Source organism: Brachybacterium sp. p3-SID1565 (assembly GCF_025143785.1).
Taxonomy (GTDB): Bacteria; Actinomycetota; Actinomycetes; order Actinomycetales; family Dermabacteraceae; genus Brachybacterium; species Brachybacterium epidermidis.
This window is the reverse complement of record NZ_JAMBDS010000008.1, coordinates 19143-42980: the sequence shown is the minus strand read 5'-3', so window position 1 is coordinate 42980 and position 23838 is coordinate 19143. Positions and strand designations below refer to the sequence as shown.

At 71.3% G+C, this 23838-nt stretch carries 18 protein-coding genes; 9 read left to right on the top strand and 9 right to left on the bottom strand.

The genetic code is table 11. The annotated features are described in order from the left end of the window. Positions 1-352: 352 nt before the first annotated feature. A complete protein-coding gene (locus M4D54_RS03620; protein ID WP_259890306.1) occupies positions 353-769 on the top strand; it encodes a response regulator transcription factor in 417 nt (138 codons plus the stop codon). Between the two features lie 600 nt (positions 770-1369). Here M4D54_RS03620 and M4D54_RS03615 read toward each other — a convergent pair. The 7 genes from M4D54_RS03615 to M4D54_RS03585 all read right to left on the bottom strand — a co-directional run bounded on the left by M4D54_RS03615 (position 1370) and on the right by M4D54_RS03585 (position 6756). Further along, positions 1370-2230, bottom strand: coding sequence for an Ltp family lipoprotein (locus M4D54_RS03615; RefSeq protein ID WP_259890305.1), 861 nt, complete (start codon positions 2228-2230; stop codon positions 1370-1372). A 370-nt stretch (positions 2231-2600) separates the two neighbouring features. Then, entirely contained in the window at positions 2601-3557 is a 957-nt protein-coding gene (locus M4D54_RS03610; RefSeq protein ID WP_259890304.1) for a permease prefix domain 1-containing protein, read from the bottom strand. A gap of 2 nt (positions 3558-3559) precedes the next feature. Beyond that, a complete protein-coding gene (locus tag M4D54_RS03605; RefSeq protein ID WP_193866707.1) occupies positions 3560-3913 on the bottom strand; it encodes a PadR family transcriptional regulator in 354 nt (117 codons plus the stop codon). Positions 3914-3994: 81 nt separating this feature from the next. Next, complete coding sequence (locus M4D54_RS03600; protein WP_259890302.1) at positions 3995-5386, bottom strand: TIGR01777 family oxidoreductase; 1392 nt, start codon at positions 5384-5386, stop codon at positions 3995-3997. 91 nt (positions 5387-5477) lie between these two features. After that, positions 5478-5774 carry a DUF4235 domain-containing protein gene (locus M4D54_RS03595; RefSeq protein WP_193866709.1) on the bottom strand — a complete coding sequence of 99 codons (297 nt, stop codon included), beginning with the start codon at positions 5772-5774 and terminating at the stop codon, positions 5478-5480. A 51-nt stretch (positions 5775-5825) separates the two neighbouring features. Then, on the bottom strand, positions 5826-6344 hold the full coding sequence (locus tag M4D54_RS03590; protein WP_228020051.1) for a DUF3618 domain-containing protein: 519 nt from the start codon (positions 6342-6344) through the stop codon (positions 5826-5828). A gap of 1 nt (position 6345) precedes the next feature. Beyond that, positions 6346-6756, bottom strand: coding sequence for a phage holin family protein (locus M4D54_RS03585; RefSeq protein WP_017823151.1), 411 nt, complete (start codon positions 6754-6756; stop codon positions 6346-6348). A gap of 231 nt (positions 6757-6987) precedes the next feature. Between M4D54_RS03585 and M4D54_RS03580 the strand changes: the two genes are divergently transcribed. From M4D54_RS03580 to M4D54_RS03570, 3 genes are read left to right on the top strand one after another with little or no spacing between them, the layout of a single operon-like run. Next, positions 6988-8076, top strand: coding sequence for a YihY/virulence factor BrkB family protein (locus M4D54_RS03580; RefSeq protein ID WP_193866710.1), 1089 nt, complete (start codon positions 6988-6990; stop codon positions 8074-8076). After that, complete coding sequence (locus tag M4D54_RS03575) at positions 8077-8580, top strand: DUF2243 domain-containing protein (RefSeq protein ID WP_259890300.1); 504 nt, start codon at positions 8077-8079, stop codon at positions 8578-8580. Positions 8581-8590: 10 nt separating this feature from the next. Further along, complete coding sequence (locus M4D54_RS03570; protein ID WP_193866712.1) at positions 8591-9400, top strand: cytochrome c oxidase assembly protein; 810 nt, start codon at positions 8591-8593, stop codon at positions 9398-9400. 126 nt (positions 9401-9526) lie between these two features. Here M4D54_RS03570 and M4D54_RS03565 read toward each other — a convergent pair whose 3' ends face one another. Then, complete coding sequence (locus tag M4D54_RS03565) at positions 9527-10207, bottom strand: LPXTG cell wall anchor domain-containing protein (protein WP_193866713.1); 681 nt, start codon at positions 10205-10207, stop codon at positions 9527-9529. A gap of 473 nt (positions 10208-10680) precedes the next feature. Here M4D54_RS03565 and M4D54_RS03560 point away from each other — a divergent pair, with 473 nt between their 5' ends. From M4D54_RS03560 to M4D54_RS03550, 3 genes are all read left to right on the top strand, one after another. Beyond that, a complete protein-coding gene (locus tag M4D54_RS03560) occupies positions 10681-11790 on the top strand; it encodes a MoxR family ATPase (protein ID WP_193866714.1) in 1110 nt (369 codons plus the stop codon). A gap of 95 nt (positions 11791-11885) precedes the next feature. Further along, complete coding sequence (locus M4D54_RS03555; RefSeq protein WP_259890299.1) at positions 11886-13268, top strand: DUF58 domain-containing protein; 1383 nt, start codon at positions 11886-11888, stop codon at positions 13266-13268. Next, complete coding sequence (locus M4D54_RS03550) at positions 13265-15937, top strand: DUF3488 and transglutaminase-like domain-containing protein (protein ID WP_259890298.1); 2673 nt, start codon at positions 13265-13267, stop codon at positions 15935-15937. Before M4D54_RS03555 ends, M4D54_RS03550 begins: the two co-directional genes overlap by 4 nt. A 256-nt stretch (positions 15938-16193) precedes the next feature. Here the strand turns inward: M4D54_RS03550 and M4D54_RS03545 are convergent, their stop codons facing one another. Further along, positions 16194-17588 carry an NAD(P)/FAD-dependent oxidoreductase gene (locus M4D54_RS03545; protein WP_193866716.1) on the bottom strand — a complete coding sequence of 465 codons (1395 nt, stop codon included), beginning with the start codon at positions 17586-17588 and terminating at the stop codon, positions 16194-16196. Between the two features lie 555 nt (positions 17589-18143). On the opposite strand from M4D54_RS03545, the gene M4D54_RS03540 reads away from it, so the two are divergent. Together M4D54_RS03540 and M4D54_RS13800 are read left to right on the top strand one after the other, a co-directional pair. Beyond that, a complete protein-coding gene (locus tag M4D54_RS03540; protein WP_259890297.1) occupies positions 18144-20630 on the top strand; it encodes a 5'-nucleotidase C-terminal domain-containing protein in 2487 nt (828 codons plus the stop codon). A 163-nt stretch (positions 20631-20793) separates the two neighbouring features. Further along, entirely contained in the window at positions 20794-23784 is a 2991-nt protein-coding gene (locus tag M4D54_RS13800) for an ExeM/NucH family extracellular endonuclease (RefSeq protein ID WP_311199669.1), read from the top strand. Positions 23785-23838 lie beyond the last annotated feature (54 nt).

The following is a 23838-nucleotide window of genomic DNA, read 5'->3' as shown; positions in this document are numbered from 1 at the left end:
ATCTTCTTATCGGAATCTTCTGATTCTGGCGCGGGTGAACGGGAGCGGTGCCGCCCACATCACATCGAACGGGGGAGGTGCAGCTGCGGCCCGCTTCGTCCCGACGCAGTTCGTCAGCAGGCTGCCCCTGCCCAATGTCGAGCGCGATCGCGGGGGAGGGGCCGGCGGACGGGAACGCCGCCCGGGAAGTGACACTTCCGGGCCGTGCGTAATCACCTCGAAAGGGATGTGTCGGACTTCTCACGCCGTGCGCACACCGGAGTGATCCGGCCTCTGGGGGGAGGCAGAAATGGACAGTACGCTGGGCCGCTGAGCGCGCGGAGAGGCCGCGTGCACTGCGCGAGGGGGTCTCGTGAGAACCGCACTGGTGGTCGAGGACGACGACGACATCCGCCTGCTGCTGCGAGTCGTCCTCACGCGGGGCGGTTACAGCGTGACGGTAGTCGAGAACGGACGCTCGGGCATCGATGCCGCTCGCTCGCTCCGCCCCGATCTCTGCCTCGTGGACGTGGGGCTGCCCGATATGGAGGGCTACCAGGTCGTCACCGAGTTGACCGGGATCGTCTCGGGCCGCGTCGTGATGCTCTCGGCCCACTCCACCGAGGACGATGCCCGCAGGGGCCTCGAGGCTGGCGCCGATGACTACCTCACCAAGCCCTTCCGTCCCCGCATGCTCCGCGAGCAGCTGGAGGCGATCGTCGCCCGCCCAGCCCGCGCCGCCACGAACACGGGCGAGCCGGGCACCGCCGCGGAGTCCCAGGCCAGCTGACTCCGCGTCCGGTCGGTTCTCGAGGTCGACCAGACGAGAGACGAGCTGAATCCCGTATCGGCTGAGCTCCGCCGCCTGCGCAGTTCCCGTCGGCCACCCGCGCCCCATCGGCAGCATGTCGGCCGCGCGCGGCGGCCCCCTCCCGGAAGAACTCCGCGCGCATCGCACGCACCGTCGCCTCGCCCACCTCGACCAGCTCGGCCAACGGCTGGCGCGCCGCGCGGCGTCAAAGCGGAGGTTCACGAGGCGCCCATCGCCGGCGACGCGGGGACGCGGGCCTGTTGGTGAGCGTCGACGGCTTCGCGCGCCGCGACTCCTGCCTGCTCCACCACAGCCGCTGCTGCTCCGTCCCTCCGTGCCGCAAGTGCCAGAAGGCCGTGCGCAGCTGCGACACCTGCGTGGACAGCGGGAAGGGCGCGAAGACGGGAGTGGGAGAAGGGGGACCCGGCCATCCTACGGGCGTGAGAACGGCTCGACGGAGCCACAGGCTGGTACGACCTGTGGGGCCGCTCGGCTGTGAACGGCTGCATTCCGTGCGAGGGTGCAGATCGAGGGGCCGTCCGCGAACGGAGGGCCCCTCGTCATGAACGCTGCAGCAGATCAGCTATCAAGGTTCTCGATCGCCCAATCAGCTTCCTCCTGGGTGAACTGGTCGCCGTACTCGGAAGTGAGCTGGTCCCGGATCGCTTCCGGGGACATGTTCATCTCATCCTGGTAGACCCGGGCGCTCTCCAAGGCGTTCTGCTTCCAATCGGCGTCGATGTTGTCGATTGCGTACTGCGCCTCCGCCTCGGTGAACTGGTCCCCGTACTCCGAGATCAGCTGGTCGTAGATGCCCTGCTTCGACATGTGCATCGTGTCGGAGTAGACCTTCGCCGACTCCAGTGCGTTGTTGTTCCAATCGGCCTCGACGTTATCGATGGCGTACTGCGCAGCTTCTTCGGAGAACTGTCCGCCGTACTCGGAGATCAGCTGGTCGTAGATGCCCTGCTTCGACATGTGCATCACGTCCGAGTAGGTCTTCGCCTGCTCCAGTGCGGACTTGTGATCCTGAGGAACGTCGCTATCAGCGGCGTCGTCCTCGGCGGGCGCCTCTTCAGCGGGGGCTTCCTCCTCGGCGGGGGCATCGTCCTCAGCAGGAGTTTCCTCCTCGGCCGGCGTCTCTTCCTCAGGGGCGGTGTCCTCGGACGGGTCCGCAGGCGCCTCCACGCTAGGAGTCGGGTCGGGATCGTCACCGCCTCCAGCCACGAGGGCGGTACATCCGGCGATACCGATGGCCAGGATCGCAAGGCATCCGCAGCCCGCGGCGATGAACTTGCCCTTGCCACGCTTCTTCGGCGGGGCGGCGGGCGCCGGAGCGACATTGCCGGCGCCCGGTGTGGAGGGGGCGCCGTACTCGGGGCCGAATCCGGGCTGATTCGGGTGCGCGTTGCTGGGTTCCGGGGGAACGGGTGCAGACATAGTGAAAGCTCCTGTTTCTACGGTTTCGGGCGCGCGGGGCTACCCGAACATCGGGAGAGTTGGGGCGGCCAGGTGCTTTCGGTCGCCAACCTGGGGTAGTAGCGGCCAGTCTAGAACGAGCGGCATTGGTCAACATCGACGGAACCTGAGCCGGTTTCAAGTTAAACCATTCGCTTACGCAGAAACGGACATGCGTCCATGAAGCCTGACTCGTTACACGATCGTGTCCTTCGTGGTGCGCGCTGGCGGGGCCAACGTCCCGGGATCCAGCAGGTGGTCCCCGTCTTTGGGGAGAGGCGGAGGCTCAGAGTCGTCAGTCGCGGTGCGCAGCCGGCTCGGCGAGCACGCTCCCGGAGCGGCCGGGTCGTTCTCAGCGGGCCGGGCCGGTGGAGCGCCGCGCCTTCACCCATCCACTGGCCGCATCCCACCCCGCGATGGCCGTCACGCCCACGCCCAGCAGCACACCGAGGATGCGCATCACGTCCGCACCCACACCGTTGTCCAGGAGCACGGCCTCGGTGAACGCGGGGTTCACCAGCAGTCCCCGGCCCAGCAGGGTCAGCGTCCAGCTCACCACCAGCAGCGCGGCCAGGGTGTTCACGGCCGCCAGGGGCACCGTCCAGCCCCGCCGGATCCACACCGTCACCGCGATCACGGCCTCCAGTGCGAACAGCACGAACAGCGCCGCCATCCACCACGGCCACAGCTGCGGATGCAGGAACGAGAGCGTCTCGCCGCGCACGTGCGCCACGCCGCGGGTGCCGTCCCACAGGACCGCGGCGGCCGTCACCGCGAGCAGCGCCAGGGAGGCCACCACGTCCGAGAGGCGGGCATCGGGATCCTGGGCCTGCGGCAGCTGGTCCACGTCCCAGCCGCCACCGGTCTGGGTGCCGCTGCGCTCCAGGATCACGAACACCAGCGTCACCCAGAAGAACACGTGCACGGCGGCACTGAGCGCGATGGCCAGCGACTCGGCGATGATCGTCTCCACCGGGGAGCCGATCAGGGCCTGCGCGACGGCGACACCGCCCAGTGCGCACAGCGGCACGATGATCAGCAGCGCCTTCAGCAGGCGCCACCAGGTGAGGTAGTAGCGCGGGCCGATCAGGTGCAGGGGGCGATCCGCATAGCCGGCCGCGAGCACCGCCGGATCGCCCAGCTCGGTGAGCACCGCCCGCTCGGCGGCGGCCGGATCCTCGCCCTGCTCGATGCGGGCCTCGACGGCGTCGGCGATGGACACGCCCAGCTCGGCCCGCACGTCCTGCTGGGACTTGGCCGGCAGCGAAGCTGTGGTGGCGGCGATGTAGCGCTCGGTCAGTGTGGGCATGATCAGTCCTCCTCGGTCGCGAGGGTGGGGGAGCCGGGGGTGAGGGATGCGATGGCTGCGGTCAGCGCCGTCCACTCCGAGGTGAGTGCATCGGCCAGGGAGATGCCGGTGGCGGAGGTGCGGTAGAACTTCCGCGGCCGGGCCTCCTCGGTGTTCCATTCGCTGGTGAGGTGGCCCTGCTTCTCCAGGCGGCGCAGCAGGGGGTACAGCGTGTTCGCGTCGGTGGCGAAGCCGAGGCGTTCGAGGTCCTGCAGCAGCCCGTAGCCGTAGCCGGGGGAGCGCAGCAGCTGCAGGCAGGCCAGCACCACGGTGCCGCGCCGCAGCTCCTGCAGGTGGGTATCGAACACATCGTTCATGGAGCACACAATACTGTGTGGCACACACTATGACAATGGGTTCGCGCGGCATTGGCCCTTATCGGGGGCCGGCCGTGCGGATCAGCGCCGCAGCACGTGCCGCAGGGCGCCCTCCAGCTCGGGGTGCGCCGCCTGGAAGCCGCTGGCGCGCAGGCGCTCGTCGCTCACCCGCTGATCGGTCTCCACGATCGCGCGTGCCCCCTCCCGGCCCAGCACCAGTCGCGGACCGAACGGCGGCACCGGCACGGCGGAGGGGCGGTGCAGCACCCTGCCCAGGGTGCGGGCCAGCTCGCCGGCCGTCGTCGGCTGCGGGGCCACCGCGTTCACCGGGCCGTCGAGCGCGTCGGTGAGCAGGGCGTGCACGTAGCTGCGCGCCATGTCATCCAGGGTGATCCAACTGATCGCCGCGTCCCGTGAGGTGAGCGGGCCGCCCACACCGGCCAGGAACAGCGGCAGCTGCGGTGCCAGCGCACCTCCCGCATCGGTCAGCACGATCCCGGTGCGCACAGCGCAGGTGCGCACCCCCGCCTGGGCGGCCGGCGCCATCTGCTCCTCCCACGCCCGGCACACGTTCGCCAGCACGTCCTCGCCCGGTGCGGAGTCCTCGGTGAGCAGCTCACCGGGGCGCCTCGCCCCGTAGTAGCCGATGCCGCTGGCCTGCACCAGAATGCGCGGCCCGGACCCGCTGCGGGCCAGCTGGGCCAGGGTGCGGGCGATCAGCCCCGACGAGGAGGTGCGGGAGGCCAGGATCTCGTGCTTGGCGCGGGCCGTCATCCGGGTGGCGATGCTGCGCCCGGCCAGGTTCACCACCGCATCGACCCCCTCGAGGGCCGACGGATCCAGCACCCCGGCCGCCGGGTCCCACGCGATCTCCCCCTCGCCCGCCCGCCTGCCCCGCACCATCCGCAGCACGCGGTGCCCACCGGTGCTCAGCAGCGCGGTCAGCTGCGTGCCGATCAAGCCGGAGGCCCCGGCCACCGCCACCGTCAGGCGCGGCGCACCTGCCAGGCGCCGATGCAGGTCCAGATCCTGCTCCAGCTGCGCGGCCCGGAAGTCCAGCATCCGCCGCACCTGGCCAGCGGCGATGCGCTCGCCGATGCCGGCCCCTCGCGGCAGGCGGAGGTCGATGGTCTCCTGCAGCCGCGTGTTCGCACCGTCGTCGGTCTGCTCCATGTGGTGGTGGTGCCGCCAGGCGCGGAACGGGCCGGTCACCTGTGCATCCACGAAGGAGAAGGAGGTGGGGGCCTGCGTGACGTCGCAGTGCTCGAGGGTCCATTCCGCGCGGATCCGTCCCAGCTGCGCGGGACCCAGGCGGGTGCGCACCCGCATGCCGTTTTCGATGCCGCCCTGGCGAGGATCCTCGACGCTGCCCAGCGCCGGCGGGATCATCCGCACCAGTGCGCCCGGCCGCTGATGCCAGGCCACCACGTCCTCCAGCCGATGGGGGATCACGGAGCTCAGCTCGATGCGCATGAGGGCACGATACGCCGTGGCCCCGTGGACACGGCAGCCATGAGCCGGGGCAAGGCCAGCCGCACCGCCTCGCAGTAGGGGATGAGCCGCGTCAGTCGCCGGGCCACTCACCGACCACGCGCTCGAAGGCACGTGCGCCGCCGCGCTCCATCAGTGCCTTGATCGTGGCGTACAGCGCTCCCTGCAGGGCGGCGGCCGCCAGGATCTCCCACAGCGGGAACTCGGACTGCAGAGCGGACGGGGCGTCGTCGACGGACTTCGGCGACGCCTTCTTCCACACCTGCTTGAACACGATGCCGGCGAGGGCGCCGCTCAGCACGCCGCTGAGGATGCCGACCGGGCGGTACAGCACCTTTGCGGAGGTGCTGGTGGTCTTCTTGTGGGCCATCGGGGTCTCCTTCGTCAGGGGGTGGGTCTGGCGGTGGGCGTCGGGCCGCGTTCAGTGATCCCGGCGCACCAGCAGCGCGACCAGGGCCGCCAGGGCACCGGTGGCGGCACCGGTGGCCACGAACACGGCCGGCGCGGCAGCAGCACCGGTGCGAGAATCAGTTGTCCGTTCAGCACGGATCTCGGTGACGGTACCGGGCGGGACGGGGACGGTCTCCGGTGCGGTACCCGCATCGGAACGGTTGTCGCCGCGCGATGTCAGACTGTCGATCCGCTCGCGGGCCTGTCCTTTGACCGATTCGACCCGGCCCAGGGCCTCCGCCTTCAGGTGCGCGGCCCGGTCGCGAGCCCGCCCCTTGACGTCCGCGACCTGGCGCTGCGCCTGCACCTTGGGGTTGAGCTGGTCAGAGAGCGCGCTGACGGTCTCTCCCAACTCCCGCCGGGTGAGGGCGATGTCGGTCTCGAGCTCCTCGGCCGATGCGTCATCACCCGGTTCCGGTGGCAGTGCGCCGCCGCGGGTGCGGGGGGCGGGGTCGTGGTCGGCGGGCAGGTGGGAATGGCTGGTGCTCATGTCAGATGCTCTCCTTGATCTCATCGATGTCGCGCTGGACGGTCTCGACGGTGCGCTCCGGCACGGGGGTGAGGCCCTCCGCCTTCTTCTTCCCCAGCAGGGCGGCGATGCCCGCGGCGATGAACACGACCACGGTGACGATCAGGGCCGCCGCCCAGGCGGGCAGGAACAGGGCGAGCACGAGGATCAGGGTCGCCAGGAGGCATCCCAGGCCGAACCAGGCCAGCACAGCCCCGGCGCCGAACAGGCCGGCGGCGGTGCCGCCCTGCTTGGCCTTCTCGGTGTACTCCACTCGGGCCAGCCGCAGCTCGTCCCGCACCAGGCGGGTGGTCTGCTCGGTCATGCGGTCCACCAGGTCCGCGACGGTCGGCTCTGTGCCCGGCTGCTTCTGGGGCGGGTAGGCAGTGCTCATGGACAGCTCCTCTCGAGGGGTGCGCGGGCTCGTCCGCCAGCGCCGCGCCGTTCCCGGTGCCGCTCGGCGCGGCCGCGGTTCTGGGAAGGAGGATACGGGCCGCAGTCGTGGAAAAGCGGGGCCGGATGGTCATCGACCGGTCGGTCGCTCACCCCAGGGCTTTGTCGCGTGCCCCTCCTACACTCGGCGGTGGAGACCTTCAAGCCCGCCACCTGGCGATAGGACGTGACGATGAGCTCGACCACCACAGGCCACCGGGACGACCCGGCCGACGCCCCCCACCCCGAGGACGACCGCAAGCCCGACAGTCCCACCGAGGTCACCACACCGTCCTGGAAGTACATCCTGCGCACCACCGTGCGGGAGTTCAGTGCGGACGGCTGCACCGATCTCGCCGCCGGACTGACCTACCGCACCGTGCTGTCGATCTTCCCGGCCCTGATCGCGCTGGTGTCGATCCTCAGCCTGTTCGGACAGAGCGAGTCCTCGGTGACCGCGGTGCTCGACCAGGCCGAAGGCATCGTCCCGGCGGACATGTGGCAGACGGTGCGACCCGCCCTCGAATCGATCCTCACCGCTCCCGCGGCGGGCCTGGGGCTGATCATCGGTCTGCTCACCGCCCTGTGGTCCGCCTCCAGCTACACCAAGGCCTTCGGCCGGGCGATGAACACCATCCACGACGTGCCCGAGGGGCGCGGCGCGATCAAGCTGAACGTGCAGATGTACCTGCTGACCGCCCTGTTCCTGCTGCTGGGCGTGATCGGGTTGATGATCTTCGTGCTCTCGGGCCCGGTGGCGCAGGCCGTGGGAGACGCGATCGGTCTGGGCAGTGCAGCGGTCGCCGTCTGGAACATCGCCAAGTGGTTCGTGCTGGCCGCAATCGTGGTGCTGGCGGTGGCGCTGCTGTACTACGCCACCCCCAACGTCCAGCAGCCCAAGTTCCGCTGGATGAGCCTGGGCGCGCTGCTCGCCATCATCGTGGCCGTCCTGGCCAGCCTCGGCTTCTTCCTGTACGTCTCCAACTTCGGCAACTACAACGCCACCTACGGGGCGCTGGCCGGCGTGATCATCATGCTGCTGTGGATCTACATCATCAACGCCATCCTGCTGTTCGGTGCGGAGGTGGACAGCGAGATCGAGCGCGGGCGTGAGCTGCAGGCCGGCATGCCCGCCGAGGAGGAGCTCCAGCTGCCCGCCCGGGACACCAAGGCCAGCGACAAGAAGGAGAAGAAGTACCAGGAGGATCTGGAGCGCGGCCGCAACCTGCGCAAGAGCGCCGGCCGCAGCCAGGAGGATCCGCATCGCACCGAGGAGCAGTGAATGTCCACCGCTGAGACGCGGTCGGGCGGCGGCACCGCCGCTCCGCCCCGCACCCAACGCACCACCGACCGCCGCACCGTGGCCTCCGGCTTCCTGTTCGGCTGCGGCATCGCCGCCGCCATGATCGACCTGTTCATCTTCCATCTGGGCCTGCAGTGGCACCACTTCTACGACCTGTCCACCACCCAGGTGGCGCTGACCGCCGACGGGTTCTTCCACGCCTTCGCCTGGTTCATCACCGTGTGGGGCCTGTTCCTGCTGGCCGACGTGCGGCGCCGCGGCCACGTGGCCTGGCCCCGCTGGACCGCCGCGGTGATCACGGGAGTCGGGTTCTTCCAGCTGTTCGACGGGGTGGTCAACCATAAGATCCTGGGCATCCACCAGGTCCGCTACGGCGTGGACCTGCTGCCCTACGACGTGGCCTGGATCGGTTCGGCGATCGTGCTGTTGCTGATCGGCCTGGCGATGCTGTGGCGCACCCGCCCGGCCGCATCCTCCCGCTGAGAGCCCGGGAATGGGACACGATCACACCGGTCACGCCACGAGCTCGGCCGGATGGGTGCTGTTCGAGATCGCGGCCGTCGTGGTGCTCCTCGCCGCTGCGCTCGCCTACGCGGTGGCGCTGTGGGCGGCCCGCGACCGCAGCCCCTGGCCGCTGCGCCGCACGCTGTTCTGGTACACGGGGCTGGTGAGCGTCGGGGTGGGGATCGCGGGCCCACTGGCGCAGGCAGCGCATGCGAGCTTCACCGCCCACATGGCGGCCCACCTGCTGCTGGGCATGACCGGTCCGCTGCTGCTGGTGCTGGGCGCCCCCATCACCCTGGCCCTGCGGGCACTGCCGGTGGCAGGGGCGCGGGCCCTCACCCGCATCCTGCGCACCCCGTACGTGCGGGTGGTCACCCATCCAGCTGTCGCGGCCCTGCTCAACGCCGGGGGTCTGTGGCTGCTGTACACCACGACGCTGTACACGCTGATGCACGAGTCGGTGCTGGTGCACGCGATGGTGCACGTGCACATCGTGCTGGCCGGCTACCTGTTCACCGCCTCGCTGATCGGGCCGGACCCGGATCCGCACCGGTCCTCGATGGCGGTGCGGTCGGTTGTGCTGATCGTGTTCATCGCCGCGCACTCCGTGCTGGGCAAGTGGCTGTACGCCTACCCGCCGGCAGGGGTGGATGCGGCCGATGCTCGGCGCGGTGCACAGCTGATGTACTACGGCGGCGACGTGGTGGACGTGCTGATCATCGTGCTGCTGTTCGCCGGCTGGTACGCCGCGACCAGGCCTCGGCACGGGCTCCAACCGGCGTACGCCAACGGAGCCTGAGCTTGCCCGCGGGGGCAGAGCGTGCCAGGCGGCCTGAGCGCCGCACCGGGGTGGAGGGCGCGAGCGTCGCCTGGCCTGAGCCGCCTAGCGGTGCCTTTCGAGTGCGACGAGGCTACGGCGTGTGCTTCAGCGCTCGTTGCGGCGCCGCTGAAGCCAGACCATCCCAGCACCGGCAGCCATGGCCAGTGCCGTGAATGCGGCGGCCGCGGAAATCTCGGTTCCGGTCTTGGCCAGCTCACCGCCGCCGTCGGCCGCCTCAGCATTGCTGCCCGTAGCCTCGGACGAGTTGCCGAACGCACCCGCAAGGGCCTCACCCAGGGTCACGGACAGTGCACCCAGGCGCTGCTGCGGTGCGGTGGGCTGGGACTTCCCACTGCCGGAGAAGTCACGAGTTCCCGTCTCGGGAGCGGCCGGCAGTTCGGCGCCGGCCCGCGGGGAGCTGGGCTGCTGACCACTGGCCGAGGGAGCGGGGCTGTTGGAGCCGGGGAAGTCCTTGATCGGGGTGGACGGGCTACCGGTTTCGGGGGCGGAGTTACCCGGGGTCGTGCCCGGCTTGTTCTCCTGGTTGCCCGTGCCGCCACCGTTGTTGCCGGTGCCCGTGTTGTCGCCGCCCGTGTTGTCGTCGTCCGGGTTGTCGCTGCCGGGGGTGTCGTCGTCCGGGTTGTCGCTGCCGGGGGTGTCGTCGTCCGAGTTGTCGCCGCCGGGGTTGTCTCCGGGGTTGCCGTCGCCGGGGTTGTCTCCGCCGCCGCCCTCGCCCTCCTCGACAGTCAAGGTGGCGCTGGCCTGCTCCTGGCTGTCAATCAGCACACTGACCCTGTACGAGCCAGGACCTGGAGCACTGATCTGCGTGTTGAAGCGACCGTTGATTACCTCCGCAGGTTTGTGTGTCGTCTGCCCACCGCCTCCGATGACCGCGATGCTCACTCCTGTTACGCCGTCGTAGCAGTCCCCTGAGACATTGAATATCTCGCCGGCCTTGACTGTGTTCGGTGCTAGAACGATCTTCTCTGCGGCACAACCGGTCTCCATCGGCGCCACCCCACCCAGCGGCGCGGCGTTGGCGGCTGCCGGTCCCATCACGCAGGCAGCAGCGAGCATCACGCCGGCGCCCAGGCGCGCGGGAGCGGTTCGTCGGCGAACGGACACAGAAGACTCCTCAGCAAAAGAAGGGGGTTCAGCCATACTCTAGGGGGACGCGCCGCTGTTGTCCGCCCAATGCGTCGATCCGTGGACGAACTTCTCGTGAACGCCACGTCGGCCCCGGTCCCCAGGAGCCGTCCTTGCCCCACGCCGAACTCCAGCCCGACCACCCCGGGGCCACCTCGGGGCCCCACCGCGATTCCCGCGCTGACCTCGCCGACCCCATGGTCGGCAACCCCATGCCGACGCGCGCCGAGAACGCCGCCCCCGCGTCGGACGAACCGCTCGCGGAGCGTGCCGCCCAGCGGATCGCGGAGGAGTCCCAGGCTGTCGTGGAGGAGATCACCACCGTGGTGGAGGGCAAGCCGGAAGTGGCCCGCATCGCAGTGCTGGTGCTGCTGGCCGGCGGGCACCTGCTGATCGAGGACATCCCCGGGGTGGGCAAGACCATGCTCGCCAAGTGCCTGGCCGCGGCTCTCGGCGCCCGCCAGCACCGCATCCAGTTCACCCCCGACCTGCTGCCCGGAGACGTCACCGGCGCGAGCGTGTTCAACCAGGCCACCAGCGAGTTCGAGTTCCGTCCCGGCGCTGTGTTCACCCAGGTGCTGCTGGCCGACGAGATCAACCGCGCCTCCCCCAAGACCCAGTCGGCCCTGCTGGAGGCCATGGAGGAGCGGCAGGTCACCGTCGACGGCGCCACCTACCCGCTGTCCGAGCCGTTCATGGTGGTGGCCACCGCCAACCCCGTGGAGATGGAGGGCACCTACCGCCTGCCCGAGGCGCAGCGGGACCGCTTCCTGGCCCAGACCACCATGGGCTACCCGCTGGCCGGCGCCGAGGTGCGGATGCTCGATGCCCAGACCGGGCCCGTGCGCGAGGGCGACCGCGAGGTGCTGGACTCCGTGCGCGCCCGCACCAGCCCCGAGGCGATGGCCCGTCACATCCGCGACGTGCGCCGCGTGTACGCCTCCCCGCCGCTGCTGGAGTACGTGGTGCGCCTGGCCGAGGCCACCCGCACCCACCCCCAGGTCACCCTCGGTGCCTCGCCCCGCGCCGCCGTGCACCTGGTGCGGGCCGCCAAGGCGCGCGCCGCGATGGACGGCCGCACCTTCGTCGAGCCCCAGGACGTGCGCGCCATGATCATGCCGGTGTGGCGCCACCGGCTGCACCTGACCCCGCAGGCCCTCTCCCGCGGCGCCGGCGCCGGGGACCTGCTGGACCAGGTGCTGCGCACCACCTCCGTGTCGTGACACCCTCGCCGGGCCACCACGCACCGCCCCCCGCACAGCCAAGGGAGCGCACCGGCGACCGTGCAGCGAGAACCACCACCTCCATACGGCCCACGGTGCGCGCGATCGTGGTCGCGGTGTGCGCTGTGGCGCTGTGGATCCTGGCCGACCTCACCCGCGTGATGCCCGCCCGGGTGCTCGCCGCCGCACTGCTGCTCACCCTGGCCGTGGGCGGCGCCTGCATCCTGCTGAGCCTGGTGGGCCTGCACGTGCGCCGCCGCGTGGTCGACGAGGTGGTCCCGGTCGGCAGCCGCGCCCGCATACAGGTTGACCTGGCCCCGAAGGCCCTGCTCACCACCGTCCCCCTGGGCCGCGCAGTGCTGCGCGAGGACCTGCCCGAGGAGCTCGGCGGCCGCGGCGACCTCCCCCTGGCGCACCGCATGCCGCACGCCCTGACCGTGACCCGTCGCGGCACCCACCCCATGGGGGCGCTCAGCATCGTGGTGCGGGACGTGTTCGGCATGTTCCACCTGGACCGCACCATCCACGACGACGCCCGCATCATCGGCCTGCCCGTCGCCGAGCAGATCGACCCGGCCGCCGCCCGCGCCACCGGCATCGCCCACCAGGGCCAGCAGGCTGCCGCCACCGCCCCGGGCATCGGCGAGATCGGTCCCATCGCCCGCCCCTACGTGGCGGGGGACGACATCCGCCGCATCCATTGGCGGGCCAGCGCCCGCACCGGCTCCCTGATGACCCGGGAGGACGAGCCGCCGGTCGGCCGCACCGCCCTGATCGTGCTGGACAACCGCCGCAGCGGCAGCCAGCCGCACCAGACGGGGCCCGTCGGGCGAGGGGCGCAGCAGCCCCGGCCCGGCAGAGATGGGGCGCAGCATCCCTGGCCCGGCAGAGATGGGGTGCAGCCGCCCCGGCCCGGCAGAGATGGAGCGCAGCAGCCCCGGCCCGGCGGGTCCCATGCCCAGCAGCCACCGTCGGCCGCCCTGATCGCGGCCGAGGACCGCCTGGTGGATCACGCCGCCTCCGTGCTGGCCGGGCTGCGCTCCCACGGCTGGGAGGTGCGGGTGGTGGACGCCGACGGCGATGAGATCACCCGCGCCGAGCGCCACCGCGCCGGCGCCTCCCTGTTGGGCCGCGAGGCCGATGCGAGGGGGGAGCGGGTCTCCCTGATGGCCCTGGCCGACCTCGACTTCGAGGACTCCGAACCCACCCCGCGGCACGCCCAGGGAGGCGAGCACGCCACCGGGCACCCCCAGGTGGTGGTGGCGCTCGGCATCGACGACGGCACCCCCTTCGACGGCCTCGAGCTGGACCGCTTCGCCGGCCGCGCCCACCACCGCACCGCCATCGCCCTGCTGCCCGAGGCCGGTGGTACCGGCCCCACCTCGACCACCGTGAACGGCTGGATGCTGGTGCGCGGTCACGTCGACCATGCCCTGAGCGATCTGCTCACCGCCGCCGGCCCGGGGGAGGCGACATGAGCCCCCTGCTGGGTCGCCCCGGCCTGCACGGAAGCCACCTCCTGCGCCGGGCGCTGCTGCTGGCCGTGAGCATCCTGATCGCCTCGGCGCCCCTGTCGATCCTGCTGGCGGGCTCCAGCTGGTTCGTGCTCACCGCGATGGCCGTGGTTTGCGTGATCGGCTCCGGGGTGCTGCTGCGCATCCTGCTGCGCTCTTCCGTGCTGGTGCCGCTGCTGCAGCTGGCGGTGGCGTCGGGCCTGATCATCACCCTGCAGCGGCTGCGGGGGCTGATCCCCATCGGCGGCGGGCCGCGCGGCATCATCACGGCCCAGCGCGACATCATCGTCGCCGGCTTCCAGGAGCTCGCCGGGAGCTGGCCGCCGGTGGTCCTGCAGGGACCGGGCGCGGTGGTGGTGCTGCTGCTGATCAGCCTGGTGGTGCTGGGCCTGGACCTGATGTTCCTGGACCTGGGCTGGCACACGCCCACGGCCCTGGTGCTGATGGGCTTCATGCTGGCGCCCGCCCTGCAGCAGCCCGCCGGGGGACCCTGGTGGACCCTGCTGGGACCGGTGGTGGCGGGGCTGCTGATCCTCACCGCCCGCACCCTGCACGGCGACCCCTCCTACCTCGAGGGTGATCAGCGCCCCCAGGCCGGGCCCCTGCCCCGCGGGGGCCGCACCGCCGCGGCCGTGGCCGTGTGCTGCCTGCTGGTGGCGGGCAGCACCCTGCCGCTGTCCCGCGCCCTGCCGCAGACGGCCCCGCCGCGGATCCCGCTGTCCCTGGACGTGGTCAACTCCTGGCAGGGCAGGAACGTACCCGCGCCGGGGCCGGTGATGATCGACGACAGCGTCTCGGTGCGCCAGGACCTGCTGCGGGGTGAGGAGCACGAGGTGCTGCGCTACACCACCGACGACGAGGACCCCTCCTACCTGCGCCTGCACACCATGTACCGGTACGAGGACGGGGACTTCGTGACCGGGCCCGGCATGCCCCCGGCGGCCGACGGCGCTCCCGCCCCCTTCTCCGACCTGCAGACCGATCACGAACCTCGCGACGCGCGCACTGATCACCTGGTCTCCACCGAGATCAGCCTCACCGGCTTGGGCGGCAGCACCCTGCCGATGCCGCAGAACGTGCGCGGCCTGTTCGGCCCCATGGTCGACGGCACCTCCGTGGTGCCCGGTGACCCCGGCCAGGTGCAGACCCTCGGTGGCGTCGGCACCGACGGGTTCCAGTACGGCGTCGCCCACGAACCGCGCCCGACCACTCCCGAGCAGCTGCGCGCCGTCCCTGCTGATCAGCTCCGGCAGCCCCTGGAGATGGGGGTGATCACCGGGGAGATCCCGCAGGTCACCGTTGATCTCGCGGATCGTCTGGCCGAGGAGGCCCAGGCCGAGAACGCCTACGACACGGCCGTGGCCTACCAGGAGTTCTTCCGCACCTCCTTCGCGTACTCCCTGACGGTGCGCACCCCGCCCGGGGCCGACCCCGTGGAGACGTTCCTCGAGGACCGCATCGGCTACTGCGAGCAGTTCGCCGCCACCTTCGCGCTGATGATGACCTCCCAGGGGTACCCCACGCGCGTGGTCATCGGCTTCACCGCCGGTCAGCGCGACGGCGACACCTGGGTGGTCACCAACCACAACGCCCACGCCTGGCCCGAGGTGTGGTTCGGCCCCGAACACGGCTGGGTCCCGTTCGAGCCCACGCCCCCGGCCGCCACCAGCGGCGTGAACCCGCCCGCCCACACCGACCCCGATGCCGGCACCGCCGACGAGGAAAACCCCACCCCCGAGCAGGAGGCCACCCCCACCGAGGAGGAGACCCCCGAGGCGGAGCAGACGGAACCCACCCCGGAGACGGAGGATCCCACCACCGGCGCGGACGACGCCGGCCAGGGCAGCGGGCAGGATGCTGGCGAGGGCGCCGGGGGGCAGCCCTGGGGCGTGCTGTTGGGCCTGCTGGGCCTGGGCGCTGCGGCGGCCGCGGTGACGTGGGCCCAGCGCAGGCAGGCGGCCGTGCGGGAGCAGCGCTGGGCGGAGGCCGCTGCGAGGGGCCCGGGTGAGCTCACCGCCCTGGCCTGGTCGCAGCTGGAGGCGGCCCTGCGGGCCCGGCAGCGGCGACTGCGATGGCTGGGCTGGACAGGCTGGTACGGCAGGCCCCCGGTGCACCTGCAGCTGGATCCCGCCCTGCCGCCGCAGGAGGCGCTGGCTGCTCTGGTGGAGCGTGCCCGGGAGGGGCGGATCCCCGTCGAGCAGCAACACGAGCAGGCCGCTGCCCGGCTGGGCCGGGCCGTGCACGTGGCCCGCTACGCACCGTCCGGGGGGCAGTCTGGTGCTGGTGCTGGTGCTGGTGCTGGTGCTGGTGCTGGTGCTGGTGCTGGTGCAGGTGCTGGTGCTGGTGCTGGCGGTGCAGTGGCTGGTGCACCGGGCGGTGCGGGGACTGGTGCGCCGGGCGGTGCTGGTGCTGGGGCTGGTGCGCCCGCTGGTGCTGGTGCTGGCGGTGCAGGGGCTGGTGCACCGGGCGGTGCGGGGGCTTCCGGTTCCGGCGCGTCTGCGGGTGCGCCGGGCGGTGCGGGGGCTTCCGGTTCCGGTGCGTCTGCCCTGGGCGAGGCGGCCGGGGGAGTGCTGCGGCAGGACACCGAGACCCTGACCGAACTGCTCACCCGCGCCCCGAGCCGACGCAACTGAACCGGGGCCGCGCGGGCGCGGGGCGACCTGGCGACTGAGCCGGGCCGGCGCGCCTCGGGGCGCAGAACCTCGCTCGACCTCGAGGCAGTTGGCGGTTAGGGACCTCGATACCGCCAACTGCTCACACCTCGGCCGCGGGCGGGTCGCCCTTCTGATGTTTCGACCGGCCCGGTGACCGCCTGTGCGTCGGTCGGCCGGCCTGGTGACCGCCTGTGCGTCGGTCATCCGGCCCGATGACCGCCTGTGCGTCGGTCGGTCAGCCCCGTGCGCCCTCGCCGAACTTGCGCTTCGGCGCCTGCTCCTCGAACGCCCGGGCCGCCCCCAGGGAGTCCACCTCACCCACCACCGGGTTCGGCTGATGCGTGCGGCGGGTGCCGCCGTACAGCGAGAGCAGGTTCATCGACACGGCCCGCTGGTTGCGGTGACCCAGCAGCTGGCCCACGTGCACCGTCAGCCATGCCGCCCAGCCGATCGAGCCGGACAGGTCGGGGAAGGAGGGGATCTCGGCGATCGCGGCATGGCGGCCGATGGTGGCCATGGTGCCGGGGTTCTTGTACCGGAACGCGGTCAGGGGCTTGCCGGCCACCTCGGCGGCGATCATCCGGGCCACGTGCTTGCCGCCCTCCACCGCGGGGCGGGCCAGCTGCGGGAGGCCGTGCTCGCCGCCTGCCATGTCCCCTGCCGCGTACACCCCGGGGAAGCCCTCCACCTGCAGGTGCTCGTCCACCACGATGCGGCCGCGGTCGTCCTGCGGCAGGCCCCACTGGGCGACCTCGTCGGGGATCCCCACGCCGGCCGCCCAGATCGTGATGTCGGCCTCGAGCACGCGGCCGTCGGCCAGGCGGACGAAGTCGTACCCCACCTCCGCCACGCCCTCGCCAAGCGCCAGGGTGACCCCGCGCTCCTCCAGCTCGCGGGCCGCGTACGTGCGGAAGCTGGGGCGGAACTCCTTGATCAGCTCCTTGCCGCGCTGGATCAGGGTGATCTGCAGGGTGCCCGGGTCCATCTCCGGGTACAGGATGTCCAGCTCCTGCCTGCGGAAGTCGGCCAGGGCGCCGGCGATCTCCACGCCGGTGGGGCCGCCGCCCACCACCGCCACGTTCAGGCGGTCCTCGAATCGCCGGCCGGCGGCGTGCGCGGCGGCGCTCTCCCGGCTGGAGCGCTCCAGCTCGGCGAACACCCGGTCGCGGATGGCCAGGGCCTGGGAGCGGGTGTACATCGGCATGGCGTGCTCCTCGGCCCCCTTGGTGCCGAAGAACGTGGTGGTGGCTCCGCCCGCGAGCACCAGGTAGTCGTACTTCATCTCCACCGTGCGGTCCCCGCCGCCCTCGATGGAGACGATCCTGCGCTGCGGGTCCACACCGGTGACCTCGCCCTGCCGGTAGCGCATGTTCGGCACCGTCAGCGACAGCCCGCGCAGGAACATGGTGACGTCCCCGGGGTTCAGACCGGCCGTGGCCACCTGGTACAGCAGCGGCTGGAACGTCTTGTACACGTTGCGGTCGATCAGGGTCACGCGCACCCGGGCATCGCGCAGCCCCAGCACCGCATTCGCGCCGGCGAAACCGCCGCCGACGATCACCACATGGGGCCAGCTGGCACCGTCCTTCGCGGGGACGGCACGGCGGCGACGAGTCAGACCGAGGACCATGGGGAGCTCCTTCGAAGCAGGGCACTGCGCGAAGCGGCGACCACGGGCCGTGGGCCGGGGCGGGCCATCGGCCGGGCGGGCCACCGAGCGGCAGTGCGCGTCGGGACTGTGACGACACTAGGCCACCGGGACGCGCGGTGCGAAGGGGCGGTGGCCGACGGTGGGTAGGAGAGGGGCCGACGGTGGGTAGGAGAGGTGGCCGGTGGTGAGTAGCGGAGGTGGTTAGTGGTGCGCGAAGGAGGGGGTCGGTGGCCGGGTCGAGGAGCGGTGCGCAAGGGAGGGGGTCTGTGGCCGGGTCGCGAAGCGGCCCGAGCGCGGGGTCGGTTCCACTCCGCTCCGCCCGCCCCCGCATCGTCAAAATGCGGCAAAGCCTCACCCGTCGCCCGGTCAAACCATGGCCCTGGGGGATCGACGCAGGTGAACATCGGGTGACACCTTGCCTCCGCGAGGGCGAACCCCTCGGCGTGTCGAGCAGCACGTGAGGTTTGATGGCTGGTGCCACCGTCGGCGCCGTCGTCGCCGTTCCGCGTCCCTTTCCTCCTCAGGAGCATCGTCATGTTCGTACCCCCTGCCCGCCGGGTCACGCGCGGTGCGTCCGTGGGCCTGGGCGCCGCTGCCCTCGCCTTCGGTGCCGCCGTGGTGCCGCTCGGATCCGCCGCTGCCGCCGAGCCCGGTGAGACCGTCACGCTGGTCACCTTCAACGACTTCCACGGCGCACTGAGCGTCGGAAAGCCCTTCGCCTGCACGGTCACCAACGCCCTGGCGGGCGATGAGAACTCCGGGCTCATCTCCGCCGGCGACAGCGTAGGCGGCTCCGAGTTCGCCTCCGCCGTGCAGAACGACGAGCCCACCCTGGACTTCCTGAACGCCCTGGGCGTGCAGGCCACCGCGGTGGGCAACCACGAGTTCGACCAGGACCAGGACGACCTGATGAACCGGATCGTCCCCAACTCCGACTTCCCGACGCTGGCCGCGAACGTCTACCAGGCCGACGGCTCCCGCCTGCTGGAGCCCTACGCGATCGTCGAGGCCGGGGGTGTGAAGGTCGCCGTGGTCGGCGCTGTCACCACCCTGACCCCTTCCAAGGTGAGCCCGGTCGCCGTCGAGGGTCTGGAGTTCCGTGACCCGGTGGATTCCGTGAACGCCGCCGTCGAGGAGCTGAAGGCCTCCGGCGAGGAGTTCGACGTCATCGTCGCCTCGTACCACGAGGGCGCCGGCGCCTCCGCCGACCCCGGCACTGCTCCCTCCGCCGGAGACCGCGCGATCTTCACCAAGATCGTCGAGCAGACCTCCGCCGATGTCGACGCGATCTTCAACGGCGACTCCCATCGCGAGTACGCCTACGACGCGCCTGCCCCGGACGGCGAGGTGCGCCCCGTCGTCCAGGCCGGCTCCAGCGGCTCCCACATCGGCTCGGTCGAGCTCGTGCTCGGGGACGACGGCGACTGGGACGTCGTCAAGGGCGGCACCCAGCTGATCCCCGTGAAGACCGTCAAGGACTCCGACGAGCCCACCGCCGAGGCGCTCGCCGGCTGCGCCACCGATCCCGCTTACATCGCCGCCTCCGGTGTGGCTGAGCAGGCACTGGCCGACGCTGCCATCGAGGGTGCCCGCCCCGTAGGCACCATCGAGGGCGACATCACCACCGCCTGGAACTCCTCCAAGGCCCAGTACGTGGACGGCACCTGGACCCGCACCGACGAGGCTGCGGCCAAGGGCGATGACCGCTCCCGCTTCTCCGCCGCCGGCAACATGCTGGCCGACTCGATGAAGTGGTTCCTTGAGGACCGCGGCGGCTATGAGGGCCAGGAGATCATCGGCTTCATGAACCCCGGCGGCATCCGCGCCGAGTTCTGGTACGAGGCCTCCGGCAGCGAGGGCGATGGCGTGGTCACCTACGCCGAGGCCAACAACGTCACCCCCTTCGGCAACACCCTGAACTCCGGTGAGGTCACCGGCGCGCAGTTCAAGCAGATCCTCGAGGAGCAGTGGCGGATCGCCGACGGCAAGGAGGCCTTCCTCGCCTTCGGTGTCTCCGAGAACGTCACCTACGCCTACGACCCCACTCGTGAGCTGGGTGATCGCATCATCGACCTCAAGATCAACGGTGAGCCGATCGACCCGGAGGCCACCTACACGATCGTGGCGGCCAGCTTCCTGTTCGAGGGAGGCGACGGCATGACCACCCTGGCCCAGGCCTCCAACATCCGCGACACCGGCGTGCTGGACCGCGATGCACTGTCCACCTACTTCGAGAAGAACTCCCCGGTCGCCCCGGACTACGCGCAGCGTCAGCTGTCGGTGCAGATCCTGGAGAGCGGCGAGTACAACGACGAGGAGGGCATCGACCAGGATCCGGTGCTGCGACTGGGCAACCTGGAGTCCCTGAGCCTGGGCGCCCCCCAGATCGAGAAGGTCATCGTGAACGCCGGAGAGTACGGCACCTTCGAGGCCCCCTACGTGCTCGACGAGGAGTCCGGCCGCTACTTCGGCGGCGTCACCCTCACCGACTGGCTGTGCGTGCCCGAGGGCACCTCGGTCCGGCTGACCATCACCGCTGTGCCGGAGACCGGTTCGGAGTTCACCATCGAGGTTCCCTCCTCCACCTGGACCGAGGGTGGCCCGCCTGCCTCCTGCGAGGATGACGACCAGGGCAAGCCCGGTGAGCCTGGCGAGCCCGGTGAGCCCGGCAAGCCCGGTGACGACGGGCAGCCCGGCAAGCCCGGTGACGACGGGCAGCCCGGCAAGCCCGGTGACGACGGGCAGCCCGGCAAGCCCGGTGACGACGGGCAGCCCGGCAAGCCTGGTGAGCCCGGCAAGGGCGAGAAGCCCGATCACGAGCCCGGCAAGCCCTCGGACAAGCCCGGCACCTCCGGCAAGCCTGCTGACCGCCCCGGCCAGCAGCCCGCCCCGGCCGACCGCGGTCGCTCCGACCTGGCCCGCACCGGCTCCGAGGTCGTTCCCTGGGCCGCTGGCATCGCCTTCGCGACCGTCGCCGGCGTGGGCGCACTGGGCCTGCGCAACCGCCTGACCCGCGACTGATCCCCACCAGGACGGTCCCGTACATCACGTGAGTGGAGGTGAGTGGTCGCTTCAGCACCCCTGAAGCAGCCATTCACCTCCACTCACCGCTGTGAGCGTCACTCTCACCCACCCTCGCCCGCACTCCCCGCCACCCCACCCTCCCCACCTCCCAGGAGACCCCATGAGCACCCGCACCATCGGAGACGGCCTGCGCAGCCGCCTCGCCCGTGTCGGCGGCGCCGCTGCCGCCCTCGCCGTCGGCATCAGCATGGCCCCCGCCATCACCCCCACCGCCCATGCCGCCGTCGTCGCGCCCGGCGACGTCCAGATCAACGAGGTGTACGGCGGGGGCGGCAACTCCGGCGCCGCCTACCAGAACGACTTCGTGGAGCTGCGCAACACCGGCTCCGAGCCCGTCAGCATCGACGGCTGGTCCCTGCAGTACGCCTCCAGGACCGGCACCTTCAACAACACCGTGGAGCTGAGCGGCACCATCGCGCCCGGCGACACCTTCCTCATCCAACTCGCCGCCGGCAACGGCAATGGCGAACCACTGCCGGGTGCGGACCTCACCGGCGTCATCAATGCCTCCGGCACCGGCGGCGTGTTCGCGCTGTCCGACGCCTCCGGCAAGTTGGCCTGCACCGGCGCCACCTGCGCCGAGGACCCGGCCGTGGTGGACCTGGTGGGCTGGGGAGGTGCCTCCACCTACTCCGGCGAGGCTCCCGCGCCCGCCACCACCAACGCCACCTCCGTGGCCCGCGTGGCCGCCACCGGCGAGAACTCCACCGACTTCGCCGCCGGTGAGCCCACGCCCGCCCCGTCGGGCACCCCCACCGATCCGACCGACCCCGGCGACCCCGAGCCCGACCCGGAGCCCGAGCCGGACCCGGAGCCCGCCCGCGAGGTCAGCATCGCCGAGATCCAGGGCACCGGCAGCGCGAGCCCCCTGGTGGGCCAGACCGTCACCACCGAGGGCGTGGTCACCGCGGTGTACGCCACCGGCGGCCTGAACGGCTACGTGATCCAGACCGGCGGCACCGGCGGCGCGCTCTCCTTCGACACCCACGAGGGCTCCACCGCCGTGTTCGTGTACTCGCGCGACACCGCCGGCCAGGTGGCCATCGGCGACTCCGTGCAGATCACCGGCGAGGTCTCCGAGTACTACGGCTCCACCCAGATCACTGTCCCGGCCGATGGCCTCACCAAGCTCGACCAGGCCCTGCCCGTCGTGGAGCCGGTGACGCTGGATGCCTTCCCCACCGACGAGACCCAGCGCGAGTCCCTCGAGCACATGCTGTACCTGCCCGGCGCCGGCGACTTCACCGTCACGGACGTGTACAACACCAACCGCTACGGCGAGGTGGGCCTCGCGATCGGCGATCAGCCCCTGCGCCAGGCCGGTGACGTGATGCGCCCCGGTGCCGAGGCCACCGAGTACTACGACGCCCAGGCCGACAAGCTGGTGCTGCTGGACGACGGGAAGACCACCGACTTCTCCCGCAACCCCGAGCAGCCCATGAGCTGGCTGACCGTCGAGGAGCCCGTGCGCGTGGGCGCAGCGGCCACCTTCACCGAGCCGGTCGTGGTGGCCTACTCCTTCGACCAGTGGCGGCTGAACACCACCACCCCGTGGGAGTCGTCCGGCACCGACGGCGTGGACTTCGAGAACACTCGCCGGGCCACCCCTGACGAGGTGGGCGGTGACCTGCAGGTCGCCACCTTCAACGTGCTGAACTACTTCACCACCCTCGGTGAGGACATCCCCGGCTGCACGCCGTACACCAACATGGACGGCGAGGGCACCAACGTGCGCGGCGGCTGCCTGCCCCGTGGTGCCTGGGACGAGACCAGCTTCGAGCGCCAGGAGTCCAAGATCGTCGAGGCGATCTCCTCCACCGACGCCGAGGTGGTGGGCCTGATGGAGATCGAGAACTCCGCCCGCCTGGGCGAGACCCCCGACGAGGCCACCGCCACCCTGGTCGCCGCGCTGAACGAGCGCGACGGCGAGGGCACCTGGGCGTACATCCCCACCGCCCCCGCCTACGAGGCGCAGGGCACCGACGGCGGCCAGGACGCCATCACCAACGCCATCATCTACAAGCCCGCCGAGGTCAGGCCCGTGGGCGATGCGCAGATCCTGGTGGGCGATCCGGCCTTCGACAACGCCCGCGAGCCCATCGGCCAGGTGTTCGTGCCGATCACCGAGGGGGCCGACGGCGAGACCGTCGAGGGTGAGCCCTTCTTCTTCGTGGTCAACCACTTCAAGTCCAAGGGCTCGGCCGACGCCGAGGACGCGAACCTGCCGGAGGACCCGGTGCAGGGCAACGCCCGCACCTCCCGCCTCCAGCAGGCCGAGGCGCTCAGCACCTGGGCCGCCGCCACGGCCGCAGAGCTGGGCGTGGAGGACATCCTGCTGGGAGGCGACTTCAACGCCTACACCCAGGAGGAGCCCCTGCAGCTGTTCTACGACCAGGGCTACACCAACCTCGGTGAGCAGTTCGATCCCGAGGGCTGGTCCTACAGCTTCGGCGGCATGGTTGGCTCCCTGGACCACGTGATCGCCAACGCATCGGCCACCGAGCGCATCACCGGCGCCACCGACTGGTCCATCAACGGCCCCGAGTCCGTGATGACCCAGTACTCCCGCTACCGCAACAACACGGTGAACATCTACGAGCAGGGCGTGTTCGGTTCCTCCGACCACAACCCGCTGATCGTGGGCCTGGACGCCGGGTTCCCGGTCGTCGAGGAGCCCACCGATCCCGAGCAGCCCGGCACCCCGGGTGACGACGATGAGCCCGGTGACGATGACAAGCCCGGCAAGCCCGGTGACAACGACAAGCCCGGCAAGGGCAGCGACCGTCCCGGGAACAACCCCGGCAAGGCCCCTGATCACGCGGGCAAGCCCGGCAAGCCCGATCACGCGGGCAAGCCCGGCAAGCCCGATCACGCGGGCAAGCCCGGCAAGCCCGATCACGCGGGCAAGCCCGGCAAGCCCGATCACGCGGGCAAGCCCGGAGTGGGTGCCCGCGGTGACGTGACCGGCGCCGCCGATGGTTCGTTGGCCGTGACCGGCACCGAGGCGGGAGGCATGCTCGCCGCCCTCGGTGTGCTGCTGGCCTCCGGCGCGGGTGTACTCGGCCTCCGTCACCGCCTGAGCCGCGACTGACCCGGGCTCGGGGCGGGGGGGGCCCCGGGGCCCCCCCCGGCCCCGGGGGCCCCC

Coding starts and splice junctions, on each gene's coding strand:
- M4D54_RS03580 (WP_193866710.1), top strand. CDS start 6,988: ATGAGCTCGACCACCACAGGCCACCGGGACGACCCGGCCGACGCCCCC.
- M4D54_RS03570 (WP_193866712.1), top strand. CDS start 8,591: ATGGGACACGATCACACCGGTCACGCCACGAGCTCGGCCGGATGGGTG.
- M4D54_RS03615 (WP_259890305.1), bottom strand. CDS start 2,230: ATGTCTGCACCCGTTCCCCCGGAACCCAGCAACGCGCACCCGAATCAG.
- M4D54_RS03545 (WP_193866716.1), bottom strand. CDS start 17,588: ATGGTCCTCGGTCTGACTCGTCGCCGCCGTGCCGTCCCCGCGAAGGAC.
- M4D54_RS03595 (WP_193866709.1), bottom strand. CDS start 5,774: ATGGCCCACAAGAAGACCACCAGCACCTCCGCAAAGGTGCTGTACCGC.
- M4D54_RS03585 (WP_017823151.1), bottom strand. CDS start 6,756: ATGAGCACTGCCTACCCGCCCCAGAAGCAGCCGGGCACAGAGCCGACC.
- M4D54_RS03600 (WP_259890302.1), bottom strand. CDS start 5,386: ATGCGCATCGAGCTGAGCTCCGTGATCCCCCATCGGCTGGAGGACGTG.
- M4D54_RS13800 (WP_311199669.1), top strand. CDS start 20,794: ATGAGCACCCGCACCATCGGAGACGGCCTGCGCAGCCGCCTCGCCCGT.
- M4D54_RS03550 (WP_259890298.1), top strand. CDS start 13,265: ATGAGCCCCCTGCTGGGTCGCCCCGGCCTGCACGGAAGCCACCTCCTG.
- M4D54_RS03540 (WP_259890297.1), top strand. CDS start 18,144: ATGTTCGTACCCCCTGCCCGCCGGGTCACGCGCGGTGCGTCCGTGGGC.
- M4D54_RS03590 (WP_228020051.1), bottom strand. CDS start 6,344: ATGAGCACCAGCCATTCCCACCTGCCCGCCGACCACGACCCCGCCCCC.
- M4D54_RS03610 (WP_259890304.1), bottom strand. CDS start 3,557: ATGCCCACACTGACCGAGCGCTACATCGCCGCCACCACAGCTTCGCTG.
- M4D54_RS03575 (WP_259890300.1), top strand. CDS start 8,077: ATGTCCACCGCTGAGACGCGGTCGGGCGGCGGCACCGCCGCTCCGCCC.
- M4D54_RS03605 (WP_193866707.1), bottom strand. CDS start 3,913: ATGAACGATGTGTTCGATACCCACCTGCAGGAGCTGCGGCGCGGCACC.